This window comes from Mycobacterium bohemicum DSM 44277 (assembly GCF_001053185.1).
GTDB classification, from domain to species: Bacteria; Actinomycetota; Actinomycetes; order Mycobacteriales; family Mycobacteriaceae; genus Mycobacterium; species Mycobacterium bohemicum.
In genome coordinates, this window is the sequence record NZ_CSTD01000001.1 from 2,127,496 (window position 1) to 2,145,954 (window position 18,459).

General features: G+C 68.7%; 15 protein-coding genes. 10 read left to right on the top strand and 5 right to left on the bottom strand.

The window, feature by feature from the left end:
• Positions 1-128: 128 nt before the first annotated feature.
• Positions 129-1,025, bottom strand: a complete 897-nt coding sequence (locus BN971_RS09660) for a ribokinase (protein WP_085182991.1) — start codon at positions 1,023-1,025, stop codon at positions 129-131.
• A 352-nt stretch (positions 1,026-1,377) separates the two neighbouring features.
• Here BN971_RS09660 and BN971_RS09665 point away from each other — a divergent pair, with 352 nt between their 5' ends.
• From BN971_RS09665 to BN971_RS09710, 10 genes are all read left to right on the top strand, one after another.
• Positions 1,378-3,438 carry an adenylate/guanylate cyclase domain-containing protein gene (locus BN971_RS09665; RefSeq protein WP_090350050.1) on the top strand — a complete coding sequence of 687 codons (2,061 nt, stop codon included), beginning with the start codon at positions 1,378-1,380 and terminating at the stop codon, positions 3,436-3,438.
• On the top strand, positions 3,438-4,841 hold the full coding sequence (locus BN971_RS09670; RefSeq protein WP_085182989.1) for a mechanosensitive ion channel family protein: 1,404 nt from the start codon (positions 3,438-3,440) through the stop codon (positions 4,839-4,841). Before BN971_RS09665 ends, BN971_RS09670 begins: the two co-directional genes overlap by 1 nt.
• Positions 4,842-4,921: 80 nt before the next feature.
• A complete protein-coding gene (locus BN971_RS09675) occupies positions 4,922-6,193 on the top strand; it encodes a glutamate-5-semialdehyde dehydrogenase (protein ID WP_085182988.1) in 1,272 nt (423 codons plus the stop codon).
• Between the two features lie 34 nt (positions 6,194-6,227).
• Complete coding sequence (locus BN971_RS09680; protein ID WP_085182987.1) at positions 6,228-7,103, top strand: AAA family ATPase; 876 nt, start codon at positions 6,228-6,230, stop codon at positions 7,101-7,103.
• 7 nt (positions 7,104-7,110) lie between these two features.
• Entirely contained in the window at positions 7,111-8,556 is a 1,446-nt protein-coding gene (locus BN971_RS09685) for a vWA domain-containing protein (RefSeq protein ID WP_085182986.1), read from the top strand.
• Between the two features lie 204 nt (positions 8,557-8,760).
• Positions 8,761-9,405 (top strand): nicotinate-nucleotide adenylyltransferase, encoded by a 645-nt coding sequence (gene nadD / locus BN971_RS09690; protein ID WP_085182985.1) that lies wholly within the window; start codon positions 8,761-8,763, stop codon positions 9,403-9,405.
• Positions 9,402-9,800, top strand: coding sequence for a ribosome silencing factor (gene rsfS, locus BN971_RS09695; RefSeq protein WP_085182984.1), 399 nt, complete (start codon positions 9,402-9,404; stop codon positions 9,798-9,800). Before nadD ends, rsfS begins: the two co-directional genes overlap by 4 nt.
• Complete coding sequence (gpgP, locus tag BN971_RS09700; RefSeq protein ID WP_085182983.1) at positions 9,797-10,474, top strand: glucosyl-3-phosphoglycerate phosphatase; 678 nt, start codon at positions 9,797-9,799, stop codon at positions 10,472-10,474. The genes rsfS and gpgP overlap by 4 nt, the downstream gene beginning before the upstream one ends.
• Positions 10,464-11,213: a diglucosylglycerate octanoyltransferase gene (gene octT, locus BN971_RS09705; protein WP_085182982.1), complete on the top strand. Its 750-nt coding sequence runs from the start codon at positions 10,464-10,466 to the stop codon at positions 11,211-11,213. The genes gpgP and octT overlap by 11 nt, the downstream gene beginning before the upstream one ends.
• Positions 11,214-11,215: 2 nt before the next feature.
• Entirely contained in the window at positions 11,216-12,049 is an 834-nt protein-coding gene (locus tag BN971_RS09710; protein ID WP_085182981.1) for a DegV family protein, read from the top strand.
• Here BN971_RS09710 and BN971_RS09715 read toward each other — a convergent pair.
• The 4 genes from BN971_RS09715 to BN971_RS09730 all read right to left on the bottom strand — a co-directional run bounded on the left by BN971_RS09715 (position 12,046) and on the right by BN971_RS09730 (position 18,453).
• Entirely contained in the window at positions 12,046-14,970 is a 2,925-nt protein-coding gene (locus tag BN971_RS09715) for an MMPL/RND family transporter (protein ID WP_085182980.1), read from the bottom strand. The genes BN971_RS09710 and BN971_RS09715 overlap by 4 nt on opposite strands.
• Positions 14,967-15,395 carry an MmpS family transport accessory protein gene (locus BN971_RS09720; RefSeq protein ID WP_085182979.1) on the bottom strand — a complete coding sequence of 143 codons (429 nt, stop codon included), beginning with the start codon at positions 15,393-15,395 and terminating at the stop codon, positions 14,967-14,969. The genes BN971_RS09715 and BN971_RS09720 overlap by 4 nt, the downstream gene beginning before the upstream one ends.
• Before the next feature lie 153 nt (positions 15,396-15,548).
• The gene (locus BN971_RS09725; RefSeq protein WP_085182978.1) at positions 15,549-16,607 is read right to left on the bottom strand and encodes an NAD(P)H-dependent amine dehydrogenase family protein; all 1,059 of its coding nucleotides are present in this window, start codon (positions 16,605-16,607) and stop codon (positions 15,549-15,551) included.
• Positions 16,608-16,707: 100 nt separating this feature from the next.
• Positions 16,708-18,453: an AMP-binding protein gene (locus BN971_RS09730; RefSeq protein ID WP_085182977.1), complete on the bottom strand. Its 1,746-nt coding sequence runs from the start codon at positions 18,451-18,453 to the stop codon at positions 16,708-16,710.
• Between the last annotated feature and the right edge of the window lie 6 nt (positions 18,454-18,459).

Here is an 18,459-nt window from a genome sequence, read left to right on the forward strand (position 1 = left end):
GAGCCGCACCACTACCTGTCGGCACTGCTGTCACCTGGCCGCAGCCGCGTGCTGCTCAGCCAGACGGCGGAGGAAATGGAGACCGCCCACGGTCTGACGATTGCTCACGACGTGGACAGGCGGAGCTTCTAGCGCTGCTCCCGGCCACTCGAGTTGCGCGCCGCCGCCGCGTCGATCGCTTCGGCATCGGGCGCGCAGTCCCCGGCGCCCGCCACCAGCGTCGCCAGCGCGCCGGCGGCGCACGCCCGCCGCAACGCCAGCAGCCGCTCGCCGGGCGCGCCCGCTCCGGCCGGCCAATTCGCCGCCAGCACCCCGGCGAACACGTCGCCGGCGCCGGCCGTGTCCACCGCGTCGACCGCCGGGGCGGGCACGGCGAATTCCCCGTCGGCGCCGACGTACCGGGCGCCGCGCGCACCGAGCGTGGTAACGAAGTGTCGGGCCGGCCAGCGCCATTCACCCGCCTCGGCTTCGTTGGCGATCACCACGTCGGTTGCCTCGGCCAGTTCGGCCAGGCCCTGGTGGTCCCGGTTGGGCGGCGAGGCGTTGACGATGACGACCGCGCCCACAGCGCGGGCCTCCCGCGCGGCGACCACCGCCGCGCCGACCGGAATCTCCAACTGGGTCAGCAGCACATCGCAGTCGGCGATCACGCCGCGCGCGGCCGGGGCGGCCATCGAGAGCTTCCCGTTGGCGCCCGGCGAAACGACGATGGCGTTCTCGGCGCCCGCGTCCACGACGACGATCGCCGTCCCACTCGGGCCGGGCACCGCGACGGTGCCCTCCAGCCCGACGCCGTTGGCCAGCAGGTGCTCGCGCAGCCGGTCCGCCGCGGGGTCGTCGCCCACCGCACCGGCGAATTGCACCCGTGCGCCGGCGCGCGCCGCGGCCACCGCCTGATTTCCGCCCTTGCCGCCGGGCGCGTAGGTCAGCGACGACGCCAGGACCGTCTGGCCCGGGCGAGGAATCGCGTCGACGGCGAAGGTCAAATCCATGTTCACGCTGCCGACCACGCAGACCCGGCCCATTGGGCCGACGTTAGTCGCGCCGGCCCGAACGTTGGAAGCAAGCCGCTCGCGACTTCCGCTCCGCCCTTTGGCGCAATCACCAATTTCTTGAGGTCGGCGCGCTACTGTGCTGCTCTGAGGGTGCTGAATTCTTCGTCAGAAGAGAGGCGGACAGCGATTGACGGCGACTGAGGAAAAAAGCGCCGAACCGGCCTCTGGAAAGACCCCGGGAGACACCCGGGAAACCCCCGCGGGGACCACCGCCGACACCATCCCGGCGTCCGGCCCGGATCACCGGGCGGCAAAGCGGACCCGCCGTCTTTTGATCTGGACGCGCTTCCGGTTCGGGATCCAGTCCAAGATCCTGCTCACAATGGTGCTGTCGAGCATCATGGGGGTCGCGGTGATCGGCATGGTCGGGGCCATCTCCGGTCGCGCCGCCTTGCGGGAGGTCGAGTCCGAGCGGTTGATCGAATTGCGCGAGGGGCAGCGACGGGCGGTGGAGTCGCTCTTCCGGGAAGTCACGAACTCGCTGGTCGTCTACAGCGGCGGCTTCAGCATCGACGAGGCGACCGTCGCGCTCACCGCGGGGTTCAACGAGTTGTCCAATGCGCAGATCACTCCCGCTCAACAGCAGGCGCTGGTCGCCTACTACGAGAGCGACATGATCGCCCCGATCAAGCGGGCCACCGGCGATTCCATCGACCTCAACGCGGTGCTGCCCTCGTCCAACGCCCAGAAGTATCTCCAGGCGCACTACACCGCCACGCCCAGGCCGGGACCCGGCGGGCTGCCCATCGAGGACGCCGGCGACGGCAGCGCCTGGTCGGCCGCCAACTCCCGCTTCGACTTCTACATGCGGGGGATCGTCACCCGGTTCGACTATCAAGACGCCCTGCTGCTGGACATGCAGGGCAATGTGGTCTACAGCGTCATGAAGGGTCCCGACTTCGCAACGAATATCCTCACCGGGCCCTACCGGGAAACCAAGCTGCGCGAGGCGTACCAGAAGGCCCTGGCCTCCAACGACGTCGAGTTCGTCTGGATCACCGATTTTCAGCCGTATCAGCCGCAGGGCGACCTTCCCACGGCGTGGGTGGTCTCGCCGGTCGGCATGAACGGCAAGGTCGACGGCGTCATGGCGCTGCCGGTGCCGATCGCCAAGATCAACAGGATCATGACCGCCAACGGGCACTGGGAGGCCGCCGGAATGGGCGCTGCCACCGAGACCTACCTGGCCGGTCCCGACAACCTGATGCGTTCCGATTCACGGGAATTCCTCCAGGACCCCAAGGCCTACCGGCGCGACGCCATCGACGCCGGCACGCCGCCGGACGTGGTCGACCGGGCGATCCGCTTGGGCACCACGGTGCTGGTGCAACCCGTTGCCACGGCGGGCCTGCGCGCCGCGCAGCGCGGCGAGAGCGGGGTGATCAGCGCCACCGACTACATGGGCAACCGGGAGCTGGAGGCCTACGCCCCGTTGAACATCGCGAACTCCGATCTGCACTGGTCCGTGCTCGCGACGCGGGACAACTCCGACGCCTTTGCGCGGCTGGGCCGGTTCAGCAAGGGCCTCGTCCTCGCCGTCACGGGGATGGTCTTCGTGATCTGCATCGTCTCGATGCTGATCGCGCAGGCGGCGGTCCGGCCGGTCCGCCGCCTCGAGGAGGGCACCCGCAAGATCGGCACCGGCGACTACGACGTCAACATTCCGGTGACGGCGCGCGACGAAATCGGTGACCTGACCGCGGCTTTCAACGAGATGGGCCGGAGCCTGGCGATCAAGGAAGAGCTGCTCAACGAGCAGCGCCGCGAGAACGACCGCCTGCTGCTGTCGCTGATGCCCGAGTCGGTGGTGCAGCGCTATCGCGATGGCGAGGAGAACATCGCCGAGAAACATCAGGACGTCGCCATCATCTATGCCGACATCGTCGGCCTCGACGAGATGTCCAACGAGCTATCGGAGCACGAGCTGGTCGGAACCATCGACGACCTGTTCCGGCAGTTCGATTCGGCCGCGGAATCCCTTGGCGTCGAACGGATCCGCACGTTCCACAACGGCTACCTCGCCAGCTGCGGCGTCGTCACCCCGCGGCTGGACAGCATCCACCGCAGCGTCGACTTCGCACTTGAGATCGGCCGGATCATCGACCGGTTCAACGGCGAAACCGGCCACCAGCTGGGCCTTCGGGTCGGCATCAACACCGGCAACGTCGTGAGCGGGCTGGTGGGCCGCTCCAGCCTCGTCTACGACATGTGGGGCGGCGCAGTCAGTTTGGCCTACCGGATGCACAGCGGCTCACCACAGCCGGGCGTCTACGTCAGCTCGCGCGTCTACGAATCCATGCGGGAGGTGCGGCAATTCGCTCCCGCCGGCACGATTCCCGTCGGCGGTACCGATCAGCCCATCTACCGGTTGATGGAGCGGTGATGGGCGGCTGGGACGACCCGTGGTTCTACTGGGCGATCGGCGTCGCGATCGGTCTACCGATCGCGCTGATCGTTCTCACCGAGGTACACGACCTGCTCCTGCGCAGGAACAGCCGCCTGACCCGGCAGGTGAGCCTGCTCCGCAATTGGGTGCTGCCGCTGGGCGCGTTGTTGCTGCTGATCGTCCAGGCCTCGCAGATCCCGGCCCGGGATGTGCCGGTGCGGGTCCTCACCACCGTGTTCGGCGTTCTGGTGCTGACCCTGCTGCTGTCGGGATTGAACGCGACCGTGTTCCAGGGCGCGCCCGAAGACAGCTGGCGCAGAAAGATGCCCGGCATCTTCCTCGACGTCGCCCGCTTCGCGGTGATCGGCGCCGGCCTCGCGGTGATGCTGTCCTACATCTGGGGCGTGCGGGTCGGTGGCCTGTTCGCCGCGCTGGGCGTCACCTCGGTGGTCATCGGCCTGATGCTGCAGAACTCGGTCGGCCAGATCGTCTCGGGCCTGTTCATGCTGTTCGAGCAGCCGTTCCGGATCGGTGAATGGCTGGACACGGGGACGGCGCAGGGACGCGTCGTCGAGGTGAACTGGCGCGCTGTGCACATCGACACCGGCAGCGGTATGCGGATCATGCCGAACTCGATGCTGGCCACCACCGCGTTCACCAATGTCAGCCGCCCGCCCGGCGCACACAAAGTGGCGATCACGACGACCTTTTCCACCGCGGACCCTCCCGACCGGGTCTGCGCGATGCTTACGCGGATCGCCCGCGGGCTGCCACACGTCCAGCTGGGCAGCGTTCCGAAGTCGGTGCCGGTGGGCGCAGCGGAGTACCGCACGACCATCGGGTTGTCCTCGCCCGAAGACGCGGGCGCCGCGAAAGCGACTTTCCTGCGCTGGGTTTGGTATGCGGCCCGACGCGAGAACCTTCACCTCGACGAGGCTGACGACGACTTCTCGACCCCGCCGCAGATCGAGCATGCGTTGCGCACAGTGGTGGCGCCGACTCTGCGGCTGAGCGCCGAGGAACAGCGGTCGCTGCAGTCGTGCGCGCGGATCATCCGATACGGGGCAGATGAAGTCGTGGAGAGGGCCGGCGAGGTGCCGGGGGCAATGACGTTCGTGGTCGCCGGGCGCGTGCAGATGACCGCGACGGCGGACGACGGTTCCGTCGTGCCGATCAGCACGCTGGTGGAGGGCTCCTTTCTGGGTCTGACCGCGCTGACCCGGCAACCTAATTCGGCCAGCGCCTACGCACTGGAAGAGGTGACCGCCCTGGAGATCGGTCGCGAACACCTCGAGGATCTGGTGATGAACGAACCGTTGCTGTTGCAAAGCCTTGGCAACATCCTCGAGGAGCGCCGAAGCAAGGTGCGCCAGGTTCGGCGCGGCGAGCGGGTCGGCTAGGGCCGGCTGGGGCCGAGTCCGCCCCGCACCCCGGACGGGCCGCCTCACACGGTCATTTGCCCACCGATTACCCTGGCCAAATGAGTCTGCAAGCACCATCCCGGACCGGTGCGCCGCATCAGCGGGACATTGACTTGCGCCGCGAGGTTCACGACGCCGCACGCCGCGCCCGCGTCGCCTCCCGTGCACTGGCCCTGCTGCCGACGGTCGCCAAGGACCAGGCGCTGCGATCGGCCGCCGAGGCTGTCCGCCGCAACTCCGCGTTGGTCCTCGCGGCCAACGCCGAAGACCTCGACGCCGCGCGCGACGCCGGCACCCCGGTCGCGATGCTCGACCGGCTGGCCCTGAACCCCGATCGCGTCGAGGGAATCGCCGCCGGCCTCCGCCAGGTCGCCGGGCTGCCCGACCCGGTGGGGGAGGTGCTGCGCGGCTACACCCTGCCCAACGGCCTGCACCTGCGCCAGCAGCGGGTTCCGCTCGGCGTCATCGGAATGATCTACGAGGGCCGGCCCAACGTGACCGTCGACGCCTTCGGGCTGGCGCTCAAGTCCGGCAACGCCGTGCTGTTGCGCGGCAGTTCGTCGGCGGCGCGGTCCAACCAGGCGCTGGTTCAGGTGCTGCGCGCCTCGCTGGTCAGCGAGGACCTGCCCGCCGACTCGGTGCAGTTGCTCTCGGCCGCCGACCGGTCCACCGTGACGCACCTGATCCAGGCCCGCGGCCTGGTCGACGTCGTGATCCCGCGCGGGGGCGCCAGTTTGATCGACGCGGTGGTCCGCGACGCGCAGGTGCCGACCATCGAGACCGGGGTCGGCAACTGCCACGTCTACGTGCACGAGGGCGCCGACCTGGCCGTCGCGGAGCGGATCGTGCTGAACTCCAAGACCCGCCGGCCCAGCGTCTGCAACGCCGCCGAGACGCTGCTCATCGACTCGGCGATCGCCGGCGAGGCGGTGCCCCGTCTGGTCGCCGCCCTGCAAAACGCCGGCGTGACGGTGCATCTGGACCCGACCGAGGACGACCTGCGCCGCGAGTACCTGTCGATGGACATCGCGCTGGCCCTCGTCGACGGCGTCGACGAGGCGATCGCCCACATCAACGAGTACGGCACCGGGCACACCGAGGCCATTGTCACGACGAATATGGCTGCGGCACAACGCTTTTCGGACGGAGTGGACTCGGCTGCGGTGATGATCAACGCCTCGACCTCGTTCACCGACGGCGAGCAGTTCGGGTTCGGCGCCGAAATCGGCATCTCGACCCAGAAGCTGCACGCCCGCGGACCGATGGGGCTGCCGGAGCTGACCTCGACCAAGTGGATCGCATGGGGAGACGGGCAGATCCGCCCGGCCTGACGCCTCGACCCAAAGCTTTAGGAGAACTGAGATCGTGAGCGTGCCCGCCAAGCCAAGGCCGTTGTTCGCCGACATCGACGACGTGTCGCGGCGGTTGGCCGAAACCGGCTACCTGCCGGACACCGCCACCGCGACCGCGGTCTTCCTGGCCGACCGACTGGGCAAGCCGCTGCTGGTGGAGGGTCCCGCGGGTGTGGGCAAGACCGAGCTGGCCCGCGCCGTCGCGCAGGCCACCGACTCCGGCCTGGTGCGGCTGCAGTGCTACGAGGGCGTCGACGAGGCCCGCGCGCTCTACGAGTGGAACCACGCCAAGCAGATTCTGCGGATCCAGGCGGGCTCCGGGGACTGGGATCAGACCAAGGACGACGTGTTCAGCGAGGAGTTCTTGCTGCAGCGTCCGTTGCTGACCGCGATCCGGCGCACCGAGCCGACGGTGCTGCTGATCGACGAGACCGACAAGGCGGACATCGAAATCGAGGGCCTGCTGCTGGAGGTGTTGTCCGACTTCGCGGTGACCGTGCCCGAACTCGGCACACTGACCGCCGAGCGGCCGCCGTTCGTCGTGCTGACCTCCAACGCCACGCGCGAGCTGTCCGAGGCGCTCAAGCGGCGCTGCCTGTTCCTGCACATCGACTTTCCCAGCCCGGACCTGGAGCGTCGCATCCTGCTGTCGCGGGTGCCCGAGCTGCCCGCGCATCTGGCCGAGGAACTGGTCCGCATCATCGGCGTGCTGCGCGGGATGCAACTCAAGAAGCTGCCCTCGGTCGCCGAGACCATCGACTGGGGCCGCACGCTGCTGGCGCTGGGCATGGACACCATCGACGACGCGGTGGTCGCCGCCACGCTCGGTGTGGTCCTCAAACACCAGTCCGACCAGCAGCGCGCCATCGGCGAGCTTCGGCTGAACTAGGCATCCCATGGCACCCCGGCGCATTCGACCCACCCGGCCGCTGGCTCCGCACGGGCTGCCGGGTCACCTGGTGGGATTCGTCGAAGCGCTTCGGGCGCAGGGGATCTCGGTGGGACCGTCGGAGACGGTGGACGCCGGACGGGTGATGGCGACGTTGGGGCTGGGCGACCGGGAGGTGCTGCGCGAGGGCATCGCCTGCGCGGTGCTCCGCCGCGCCGACCACCGCGAAACCTACGACGCCATGTTCGACCTGTGGTTCCCGGCGGCCCTTGGCGCGCGGGCGGTGGTGCTCGACGAGAATGCCGACGAGGCGTCCGACGGCGCCCTGCCGCCCGACGACGTCGAGGCGATGCGCCAGATGCTGCTGGACCTGCTCGCCGAGAACCCCGACCTCGCCGAGATGGACGAACGCCTGGTCGCGATGATCGCCCGGATCGTGGAGGCCTACGGCAAGTACAACTCCAGCCGGGGCCCGTCGTTCTCCTCGTATCAGGCGCTCAAGGCGATGGCGCTGGACGAACTCGAGGGCAAGCTGCTGGCCGGGCTGCTCGCGCCCTACGGCGACGAGCCCACCCCGACCCAGGAGCAGATCGCCAAAGCGCTTGCCGCGCAGCGAATTTCGCAGTTGCGCAAGATGGTCGACGCCGAGACCAAGCGGCGCACCGCCGAACAGCTCGGGCGCGACCACGTCCAGATGTACGGCATCCCACAGCTTTCGGAGAATGTCGAGTTCCTGCGCGCCTCCGGCGACCAGCTGCGCCAGATGCGCCGGGTGGTGGCGCCGCTGGCCCGCACCCTGGCGACCCGCCTGGCGGCGCGCCGGCGACGCACCCGCGCCGGGTCGATCGACCTGCGCAAGACGCTGCGCAAGTCGATGTCCACCGGCGGGGTGCCAATCGACGTGGTGCTGGCCAAGCCGCGCCCGGCGCGCCCGGAGCTGGTGGTGCTGTGCGACGTGTCGGGTTCGGTGGCCGGCTTCAGCCACTTCACCCTGCTGTTGGTGCACGCGCTGCGGCAACAGTTTTCCCGCGTGCGGGTGTTCGCTTTCATCGACACCACCGACGAGGTCACCCACATGTTCGGGCCCGAGGCCGACCTGGCCGTGGCGATCCAGCGGATCACCCGCGAGGCCGGCGTCTACAGCCGCGACGGTCACTCCGACTACGGCAACGCGTTCGCCTCGTTCGTGCAGAACTTCCCGAACGTGCTCTCGCCGCGCAGCTCCCTGCTGGTGCTCGGGGACGGGCGCACCAACTACCGCAACCCGGAGACCGAGCTGCTCACCCACATGGTGACCGCGAGCCGGCACGCGCACTGGCTGAATCCCGAGCCCAAGCACCTGTGGGGCAGCGGCGACTCGGCGGTGCCGCGCTACCAAGAGGTCATCACCATGCACGAATGCCGGTCCGCCAAGCAGCTGGCCGCGGTCATCGACCAGCTGCTGCCGGTCTGACGGGCGGGCGTTCGTCACATCCGCCACACCCGTCTCCGCCGCGGAGGGATCGTCCGTTGTGCCCGCCTCGCGGCGACAACCTCGTGGCGGTGGTTCGGCTGTCGCTCGAAGGCGGGCACCGAGCGTGCCGCCCCCAGCGGAGACTGGTGTGACGCATGTGATCACCGCCGGAGCCGAACCCGCGCTCAAGTAAGCTGGCTGACCATGCACAAGCGCAGGCTGGGGGTGATGGGTGGGACGTTCGACCCCATCCATTACGGCCACCTGGTCGCCGGCAGCGAGGTCGCCGACCGGTTCGACCTCGACGAGGTCGTGTTCGTGCCCAGCGGCCAGCCGTGGCAGAAGAACCGGCCGGTTTCGGCGGCCGAGGACCGCTATCTGATGACGGTGATCGCCACCGCGTCCAATCCCCGGTTTTCGGTGAGCCGCGTCGACATCGACCGCGCCGGCCCCACCTACACCCGCGACACGCTGCGCGACTTGCACGCACGCAACCCCGACTCGCAGCTGTACTTCATCACCGGCGCCGACGCGCTGGCCTCGATCCTGTCGTGGCAGGGCTGGGAGGGGCTGTTCGAGATGGCGCGCTTCGTCGGCGTCAGCCGTCCGGGATACGAACTGCGCCGCGAACACATCACCGGGGTCTTGGGTGAGTTGCCCGACGAGGTGCTGACCCTGGTCGAGATCCCGGCGCTGGCCATCTCCTCCACCGACTGCCGCCGGCGCGCCGAAGAGGACCGCCCGCTGTGGTACCTGATGCCCGACGGTGTCGTGCAGTACGTCTCCAAGCGCGGGCTGTACCGCTCCGGCCACCAGGCCGCCGGCCTGACCGCGGGGAACCACACGTGACCGCCACGGCCGAAGCGATCGACATGGCCACGGTGGCGGCCGGCGCCGCCGCCGCCAAGCTGGCCGACGACGTCGTCGTCATCGACGTTTCCGACCAACTGACCATCACCGACTGCTTCGTCATCGCCTCGGCCTCCAACGAGCGACAGGTCAATGCGATCGTCGACGAGGTTGAGGAAAAGATGCGCAAGGCGGGCTACAAGCCGGCGCGGCGCGAGGGCGCCCGGGAGGGCCGCTGGACGCTGCTCGACTACCGCGACATCGTCGTGCACATCCAGCACCAGGACGACCGCAACTTCTACGCCCTGGACCGGCTGTGGGGTGACTGCCCGGTGATTCCGGTGGACCTCGACGGGGAGCCCGAGGACAGCGCCGATTCGGCGGGCGCCCGATGAGGGTCCGCAAGCTGGTGATGCTGCGGCACGGGCAGACCGACTTCAACCTCGGCAGCCGGATGCAGGGCCAGCTCGACACCGAACTCAGCGATCTCGGCCACGCGCAGGCGGTCGCCGCCGCCGAGTCGCTGGGCAAGCTGCGCCCGCTGCGGATCGTCTCCTCCGACCTGCGGCGCGCCTACGACACGGCGGTCAAGCTGGGGGAGCGGACCGGTCTGGACGTCCGGGTGGACGACCGGTTGCGCGAGACACACCTCGGCGACTGGCAGGGCATGACCCACGCGCAGATCGACGCCGAGGCCCCCGGCGCCCGGCTGGCCTGGCGCGAGGACGCCACGTGGGCCCCGCACGGGGGCGAAAGCCGGCTCGACGTGGCCGCGCGCAGCGTGCCGGTGGTCGCCGAACTGGTCGTGGGCGACCCGGAATGGGGTGACCCCGACCATCCCGATCGGCCGGTGGTGCTGGTGGCCCACGGCGGGCTGATCGCCGCGCTGTCGGCCGCGCTGCTGCGGCTGCCGGTCGCCAACTGGCCGGTCCTGGGCGGCATGGGCAACGCCAGTTGGGTGCAACTGTCCGGACATTCCGACGACGATCACCAGGGCGACCTGGACGGCATCCGGTGGCGCCTCGATGTCTGGAACGCTTCGGCTCAGGTCGCGGGCGATGTCCTCTGACATCCGGCGCACACTGCTGGTGTTCGCCGACTCGCTGTCCTACTACGGCCCGACCGGCGGGCTGCCCGCCGACGATCCCCGGATCTGGCCGAATCTGGTTGCCGCCCAACTCGGTTGGGACCTCGAATTGATCGGCCGCATCGGCTGGACCTGCCGCGACGTCTGGTGGGCGGCGACGCAGGACCCGCGCGCCTGGGCCGCGCTGCCGCGGGCGGGCGCGGTGGTCTTCGCCACCAGCGGAATGGATTCGCTGCCGTCGGTGCTCCCGACCGCAGTGCGCGAGCTGATCCGCTACGTGCGGCCGCCCTGGCTGCGGCGGTGGGCCCGCGACGGCTACGGCTGGCTGCAGCCGCGGCTCTCGCCCGTCGCCCGCTCCGCCCTGCCGCCCCACCTGAGCGTCGAGTACCTCGAACAGACCCGCGGCGCAATCGATTTCAACCGCCCCGGCATCCCGATCGTGGCCTGCCTGCCGTCGGTGCACGTGGCGCCCACCTACGGCAGGGCGCATCCCGGCCGGGCCGGAACGGTCGCGGCGATCACCGACTGGGCACGCCGGCATGACGTTCCGCTGGTGGACCTGAAAGCCGCTGTGGCCGAAGAGGTCCTGAGCGGTCGCGGAAATCCCGACGGCATTCACTGGAATTTCGAGGCGCATCGTGCGGTGGCGGAGCTGATGCTCAAGGCGCTGGCCGAGGCGTTGCCGGCGTCCGAGGCGCCGAACGAGAAGCCCCGCGGCTGACCGTGGGCGTGGTGGTCGTGACCGACGCGGCGGCGCGCCTGCCGGCCGACTTGCGCGACGAGTGGGCGATCCGGGTGGTCCCGCTGCACCTCCTGCTCGACGGCACGGACCTGCGCGACGGCGTGGACGAGATCCCCGCCGACATCCACCAGCGCCACGCCACCACGGCGGCGGCCACCCCGGCCGAGCTGGCCGACGCCTACCAGCAGGCCCTTACCGACAGCGACGGGGAAGGGATTGTGGCCGTGCACATTTCGTCGGCGCTGTCGGGGACCTGCGGCGCCGCCGAACGGACGGCCGCCGACCTGGACCCGAAGGTGCGCGTCATCGACTCCCGGTCGGCGGCGATGGGCACCGGTTTCGTCGCGTTGGCCGCCGCACGCGCCGCGGCCGCCGGCGCCGAACTGGACGACGTCGCCGAAGCCGCCCGGTCCGCCGTGCCCCGCACCCATGCGTTCATCGTGGTGCACCGGCTGGAGAACCTGCGCCGCAGCGGACGCATCGGCGGCGCGAAGGCGTGGCTGGGCACGGCGCTGTCGCTCAAGCCGCTGCTGCGCATCGACGATGGCAAACTCGTTCTCGCGCAACGGGTCCGCACCGTCACCCATGCGACCGAGGCGATGATCGACCGCGTCTGCGCCGTGGTGGGCGACGGCTCGGCGGCCCTCGCGGTGCACCACGTCGCCAACCCCGACGGCGCCGAGGAGGTGGCCGCGGCGCTCGCGGAGCGGCTACCGGCGTGCGAGCCGGCGCTCATCACCGAATTGGGACCTGTGCTCGCCCTGCACGTCGGCGCGGGCGCCGTCGCGGTGTGCCTCCAGCTCGCCGCCGGCTAGCCCGATGCGGCCGGCGCCGCTCGACCCTTGAGTGCGTTGTCACCGCGCGGGTGGACCACCTGTGGCCACCAGAACCACCGCCCAAGCAGCGTGGCGATCGACGGCATCAGCAGCGTGCGCACGATCAGCGTGTCCAGCAGCAGACCGATGCAGACGGTCGACCCGAACTGGCCGAGCACCCGCAGTTCGCTGCCGAGCATCGACGCCATGGTGAAGGCGAACACCAGGCCGGCGGCCGTCACCACCCCACCGGTGCCCGCCATGGATCGGATGATGCCTGTCTTGAGGCCGGCGTGGATCTCCTCCTTGAACCGCGACACCAGCAGCAGGTTGTAGTCGGAACCGACCGCCAGCAGGATGATCACTGACAGCGCCGCGACGATCCAGTGGATCTTGATGCCGAACAGGTCCTGCCAGATGAGCACCGAGAGCCCGAACGACGCCGCGATCGAGCTGGCCGCCGTGCCGACGATGACCAGCGCGGCCACGGCGCTGCGGGTGAGCAGCAGCATGATCATGAAGATCAGCGTCAGCGCCGATACCACCGCGATCATCAGGTCGTACTTCTCGCCGTCGGCCATGTCGCGGAACGTCGCCGCGGTGCCGCCGAGATAGACCCTGGCGTCCGACAGCGAGGACTGCTTCAAACCCTCCTGCGCGGCGGTGCGCTCCGCATCGACCCGGGAAATGCCCTCGGGGGTCATGGGATCGCCCTGGTGGGTGATGAAGAACCGCGCCGACTTGCCGTCCGGCGACAGGAACATGCGCAGACCCGTCTGGAAGTCCGGGTTGTCGAATGCCTCGGGCGGCAGATAGAAGTAGTCGTCGTTCTTCGACGCGTCGAAGCTTTGCCCCATGACGATCGCGGTGTTGCTCATCGCCTCCATCTGGTCGATCATCGCCTTGAACGTCTGGTACAGCGTCAGCGTGATGCCCCGGGTCGTCTTGAGCGTCGTGATCAGCGTGGGAAACAGCGCCGTCAGATCATGCGTGGCGGCCGCGGTGTGGGCGATGTCCGCCGTGAGTAGGTGAAACTGCTCGGCGAGTTGGTCGAATCCGTCCAGCGAGTCGAACAGGGACCGCAACCCGAAGCACAACGGGATGTCGAAACAGTGCCTCTCCCAATAGAAGTACGAGCGCACCGGCCGGAAGGTGTCATCGAAATCGGCGATGTGGTTGCGCAGGGTATCGGTGATCTCCGACGTCACCGCCGTGGTCTTGGCGCTGTCGTCGGCGGCCTTCGACAGATCCAGCGACACCGCGTACTGGCGCTCGGTGGTGTCGATCTGGGTCTGCAGATCGTCGGCCATCCGCAGGATGTCGTTCATGCGCTCCTTGAGGAAGCTCATGTTCTGCATGGTCGTTTGGCTCTGGACGCTGTTCTGGAACGGTATCGAGCTGTGCTGGATCGGAATGCCCAGCGGCCGGGTGATGTCCTGGACCATCGCGATGCCGATCGTGCGCATCTCGTTCTTGGCCACCCGGTCCAGCACCAGCATGTCGGCCGGATTGCGCATGTCATGGTCTGACTCCACCATCAGCAGGTCGGGGTTCATCCGTGCCTCGGAGAAGTGCCGGTTCGCGGCCTCCTGCCCGAGGTTGGACGGCGCCCAGGCCGGCAGGTAGTGGCGGTCGTTGTAGCTGGTCACGTAGCTCGGTAGGGCGATCATGCCGACCAGCACGACCGCGGCGCTCACCGCCAGAACGGCTGCGGGCCAACGGACTACGGCGGTGCCCACCCGGCGCCAGAGCCGCCCTTGCCGGGCGGCGCTCTTCGTCTCGAAGAGGTGGAAGCGACTGCCCACGAAGATGACCGCCGGTCCCAGCGTGAGTCCGGCCGCGACCACCACCAGCATGCCGATCGCCACGGGTGCGCCCATGGTGTTGAACCAGGGCAGCCGCGCGAAACTCAGGCAGTAGGTCGCCCCCGCGATGGTCAGGCCGGACCCCAGGACGACGGGGGCGACCCCCCTGAACGTGGTGTAGTACGCGGATTCTCGGTCCTCGCCGGCGCGCCTGGCCTCTTGATAGCGACCGACGAGAAAGATGCCGTAGTCGGTCCCGGCCGCGATCGCGAGCATGGTGAGGATGTTGGCGGCAAACGTGGTGAGGCCAAATGCGTTGTTATAGGCCAGAACCGCGACGACTCCCCGCGAGCAGGCCAAGGCGACGAAGGTCATAAACAGCTGCACCAGCGTGGTGACGATCGACCGGTAGACCAGCAGCAGCATGATCGCGATGGCACCCAGGGTGAACAGCGTGATCTTCGCCAGGCTGGCGTTGCCGATGATGTGCATGTCGTCGGACAACGCCGCGGGACCGGTGACGTAGGCCTTCACCCCCGGTGGCGGCCTGTTGGCGTCGATGACCTTGCGGACCGCGTCGACGGATTCGTTCGCCAGCGTGGTGCCCTGGTTACCGGCGAGATTCACCTGCACGTAGGCGCTCTTGGCGTCGGCGCTCTGGGCGCCCGCCGCCGTCAGCCGGTCTCCCCAGAAGTCCTGGATGTGCTGGACGTGCTTGGGATCCTGGCGCAGTTGCCGAATCAGGTTGTCGTAGTACTGGTGCGCGTCGGCACCGAGGGGTTGCTGGCCCTCCAGCACGATCATCACGGTGCTGTTGGAATCGAACTCGTGGAAGTTGTGACCCAGCCGCATCATCGCCTTCATGGACGGTGCGTCCAGGGGGGTCATGGGCGCCGAGTGCGCCTCGCCGACCTTCTCCAGGGTGGGAACGGCGACGTTCACCAGGACCGTCACGAACACCCAGGCCAGGATGATCGGCACGGCGAAGATGCGAATCGCGTGGGGAAGGTACGGCCGGTGGCCGCGTTCGGGCCTCCCGGCTTTCCGGGTGCTGATCGGCCCCGTGTCGGCGGCGTCGTCGAGACCCACGTGGCTCTTGCTGTTCAGGTCGCTCATGCGGACTTCACCAAACAGAAGGTCTGGGCGTTGTGGCCATCGGAGTTGTTCTGTTCGCGGACGACGCCGTCCACGGTGATCCGGCAGCTGATCGCCGAGCTGTCGCTTTGCGCCATGATGTTGGCGCTCACCGACGGGAGCGTGGTCGATATCGTGGCCGACCACGGGAGCGTGGCGTCATTCACCTGGTGGGTGTTCGCATTCTCGTCCCAGTAGTTGATGTTCGCGGTCGCACCCGGCGGGCCGGAGATCTCGTAGACGACCACCTTCGGGTTGAACTGCACGATCTCGATCCCCTTGCCGGCATTCGCGTTGAGGTCCTGCGATCCGAAGATCTTGTGCAGCCGCGACACCACCAACGCCGAGACGGCCAGCACGACCACCAGGGTCAGCGGTATCCACACCCGCTTGAGCACGCGGGACATCGACGCCGAATGTGGAGTGACCCTCATCTGACCGACCTCCGCTACCCGCCCCTGAGTGGCGACGAAAACCCCTACTTTGCTCGGCTAAGCATATTAGCCCTTAGTGCACGGCCGCGTTCCTCCGGCCGGTTCGTTGTGCGCAAGGCCATAGCTTCACCAGGCGACGCGACCGGTCACCGGGGGTAAGTCGGCCAGCGTCACGATCCCCGGCGCGGCGGCGACGACGGCCGGGACGGCATTGGTAACCGGCATCGCGGTGTAGATCATTCCCAGGCCCATGAACCCGGGCTCGGTCCAATCCTTGGGCGGCAGGCAGTGCAGGACCGTTCGCATGTTGGGCCGCCCGAAGACCTGGATGACGTGGCCGTGCTCGAGCGGCTTGGGCGGGACGACGTGGTAACCCATTGTCCAGTTGAAGCCGACGCTGACCACATTGCGGTCCCCCTGCCAACCGCGGTGATAACCCAAGACGCCCCCGACCGTTCCCGCCGGGATCTTCATGAACCCCAGATCGGAGTCGGCGGTGGCCGCGGTGAATGTCACGTCGAAGGTCATCTTGTCCAGCGTCGCCCCGATGGCGTCGGCCATCATCGCGGCCGACTCGGCGAACACCTCGCTTTCCCGGCGTACGCTCTCGGCCAGCCCCGGCGTGTCGGGATCCTGCGAAAACCCCATCGCGGTCTGGGTTTCCGCCGATTCGTAGGTCGAGCAGTCCACCGACTCGGTGATGCGAATCTCGTCCACCTGTTCGCACGCGCCGCTGAGCACCATGCCGACCATGTTCGTCATCCCGGGGTGCGCCCCGCTGCCGAAGATCGTCGACCCGCCGCGTTCGCACGCGTCCAGAATCCGCTTGCGGTCCGCGGGGGTCTGCTTGCCGCCGGTGATCCAGGCCGCGCTGGTGCACACGTTGACGCCCGACTCCAGCAGCCGCACCAGTTCGTCGACGCTCGGCCACAGCGGGTTGTAGCAGCACGCGTCGGCACCCAGCGCGAGCAGCGCGTCGATGTCGTCGGTCGCCCGCACACCGGTCGGCTCGGGCCAGCCGGCCAGGTCGGCGGCGTCGACGCCGATTTTGTCTTTCCCGTGCGCGTACACCCCCACCAACTCCATGTCGGGCCGGCCGATGATGGCGTGCAGCGAGCGCCGCCCGATGTTGCCGGTCGTCCACTGAATGACTCGGAACGGACGATCTGCGCTGGTGGTGGTCATCGGGGGGCTCCTTTTCAAGGCGGCACTGCCGGTGTGAGTGGACCCATTATGTTCGCCCCGCCGCGGGCGCGTTAGAGCCGGGCGCGCCCACCGGGCCGGGTCAGGCGTCCAACCGGGCGAATCGGTCCTGGCGGTACTGCTCGATGCAGGCCGCGCGCCGGATCTTGCCGCTCGTGGTGGTGGGAATGGACCCGGGCTCCACCAGCACGAGGTCTGTGACGGTCAGGCCGTGCGCGTTGGAGATTGCCGAGGTCACGTTGCTCTTGACCGAGGCGAGCCAGTGCGTGGCGTCCTCGGCGGAACCGCCGCGCTTCTTGAGCTCGACGACGGTGACCAGCTCCTCGCTGCTGCTCACCGGGACCGAGATCGCGGCGACCCGGCCACCGGTGATCTCCTGGACCGTCGCCTCGATGTCCTCGGGATAGTGGTTGCGGCCGCGGATGATCAGCAGGTCCTTGATGCGCCCGACGATGAACAGCGCGCCCTCGAAGATGAAGCCGAGGTCGCCGGTCCTCAGCCAGGGCCCTTCCGGTGCGCCCGGCGACGGGTCTTGCAGGAGTGCGCCGAAGCAGCGCTGCTCCTCGGGTGGTTTGCCCCAGTAGCCCTCGGCCACGTTGTCGCCGTGCACCCAGATCTCGCCGACCGTGTTGGGCGGACACTCGCGCCTCGTGTCGGGGTCGACGATCCGCAGCGTGGGTGAGTGCGGCACTTGGTATTTGACCAGCGACGTGCCGGTGCCGGCCGCACACCGCCGGGCCCGGCCGGCCGAGAGCTCTCCGACATCGAAGCGAACCGCGCTCGATTCACTCCAGGTGCCGGCGGTCACGAAGACGGTCGCCTCGGCCATGCCGTACGACGGGCGCAGCATGCGGTCTTGGAAATTGAAGTGCGCGAACCGATCCACGAAGCGCCGCAGGGTCGCCGGCTCGACGCGTTCGGCACCGCTGATGATGCCCAGGACGCCCGAGAGGTCGAGGCCGGCCAGGTCGGCGTCGGTGGTCTTGCGTGCGGCCAGGTCGAAGGCGAAGTTGGGCGCCGCCGACCACGTGTGCGCGCTTCCGGCCAGAGCTTGCATCCACCGCGCCGGCCGTTCGAGGAACGCGATCGGACTCGTCAGGTCGCCGCGCCACCCGTTGAGGATCGGTGCGCAGATTCCCAGCACCAGGCCCATGTCATGGTGGAAAGGCAACCACGAGACCACGGTCATGTCCGGCGGGGCCTTGACGTCGGGGTCGGCGAAGTAGCCGCGCATCAGCTGCTCGAAGTTCGTCTGCAGGTTGCGGTGCGAGATCATCGCCCCGGTCGGCTGCCGCGTCGAGCCCGAGCTGTACTGCAGATACGCGATGTTCGTCAATTCGGCTGTGCCAGCACCGGTTTCGCTTTGGGGATCGGCATTCAGAGCATCAATTTCGACGACCTTCGGGAGGACGTGCAGGCGGGCCTGGTCGATGTATTCGTTGATGTCGTCCGCCGCGGGCGACGTGGTGAGCACGACCGACGGCGACGTGTCGGCCAGGACCGCGGTCACCCGCTCGTGACTGGAGCCGCGGTGCGGCAACGGCAGCGGAACCGCGATCAGCCCGGCCTGCAGGCAGCCCAGGAATGCCGCGATGTAGTCCAGGGACTGGGGCGCCAGGATCACCGCCCGGTCGCCGGCCGATCCGTGCCGGCCGAGCTCGTTTGCGACGCTTTGCGTTCGCCGCGACAGCTGCGACCACGTGAGGCTCTCGGGCACCGCGGCGCCGTCACCGCCGTACTCGGTGAAGGTGAACGCTATGTCGTTTCCCCGCATGCTGGCTCGCCCGTGCAGCATCGACAGCAGGGATGACTGGGGAGCAGGTGTCATCGCGTC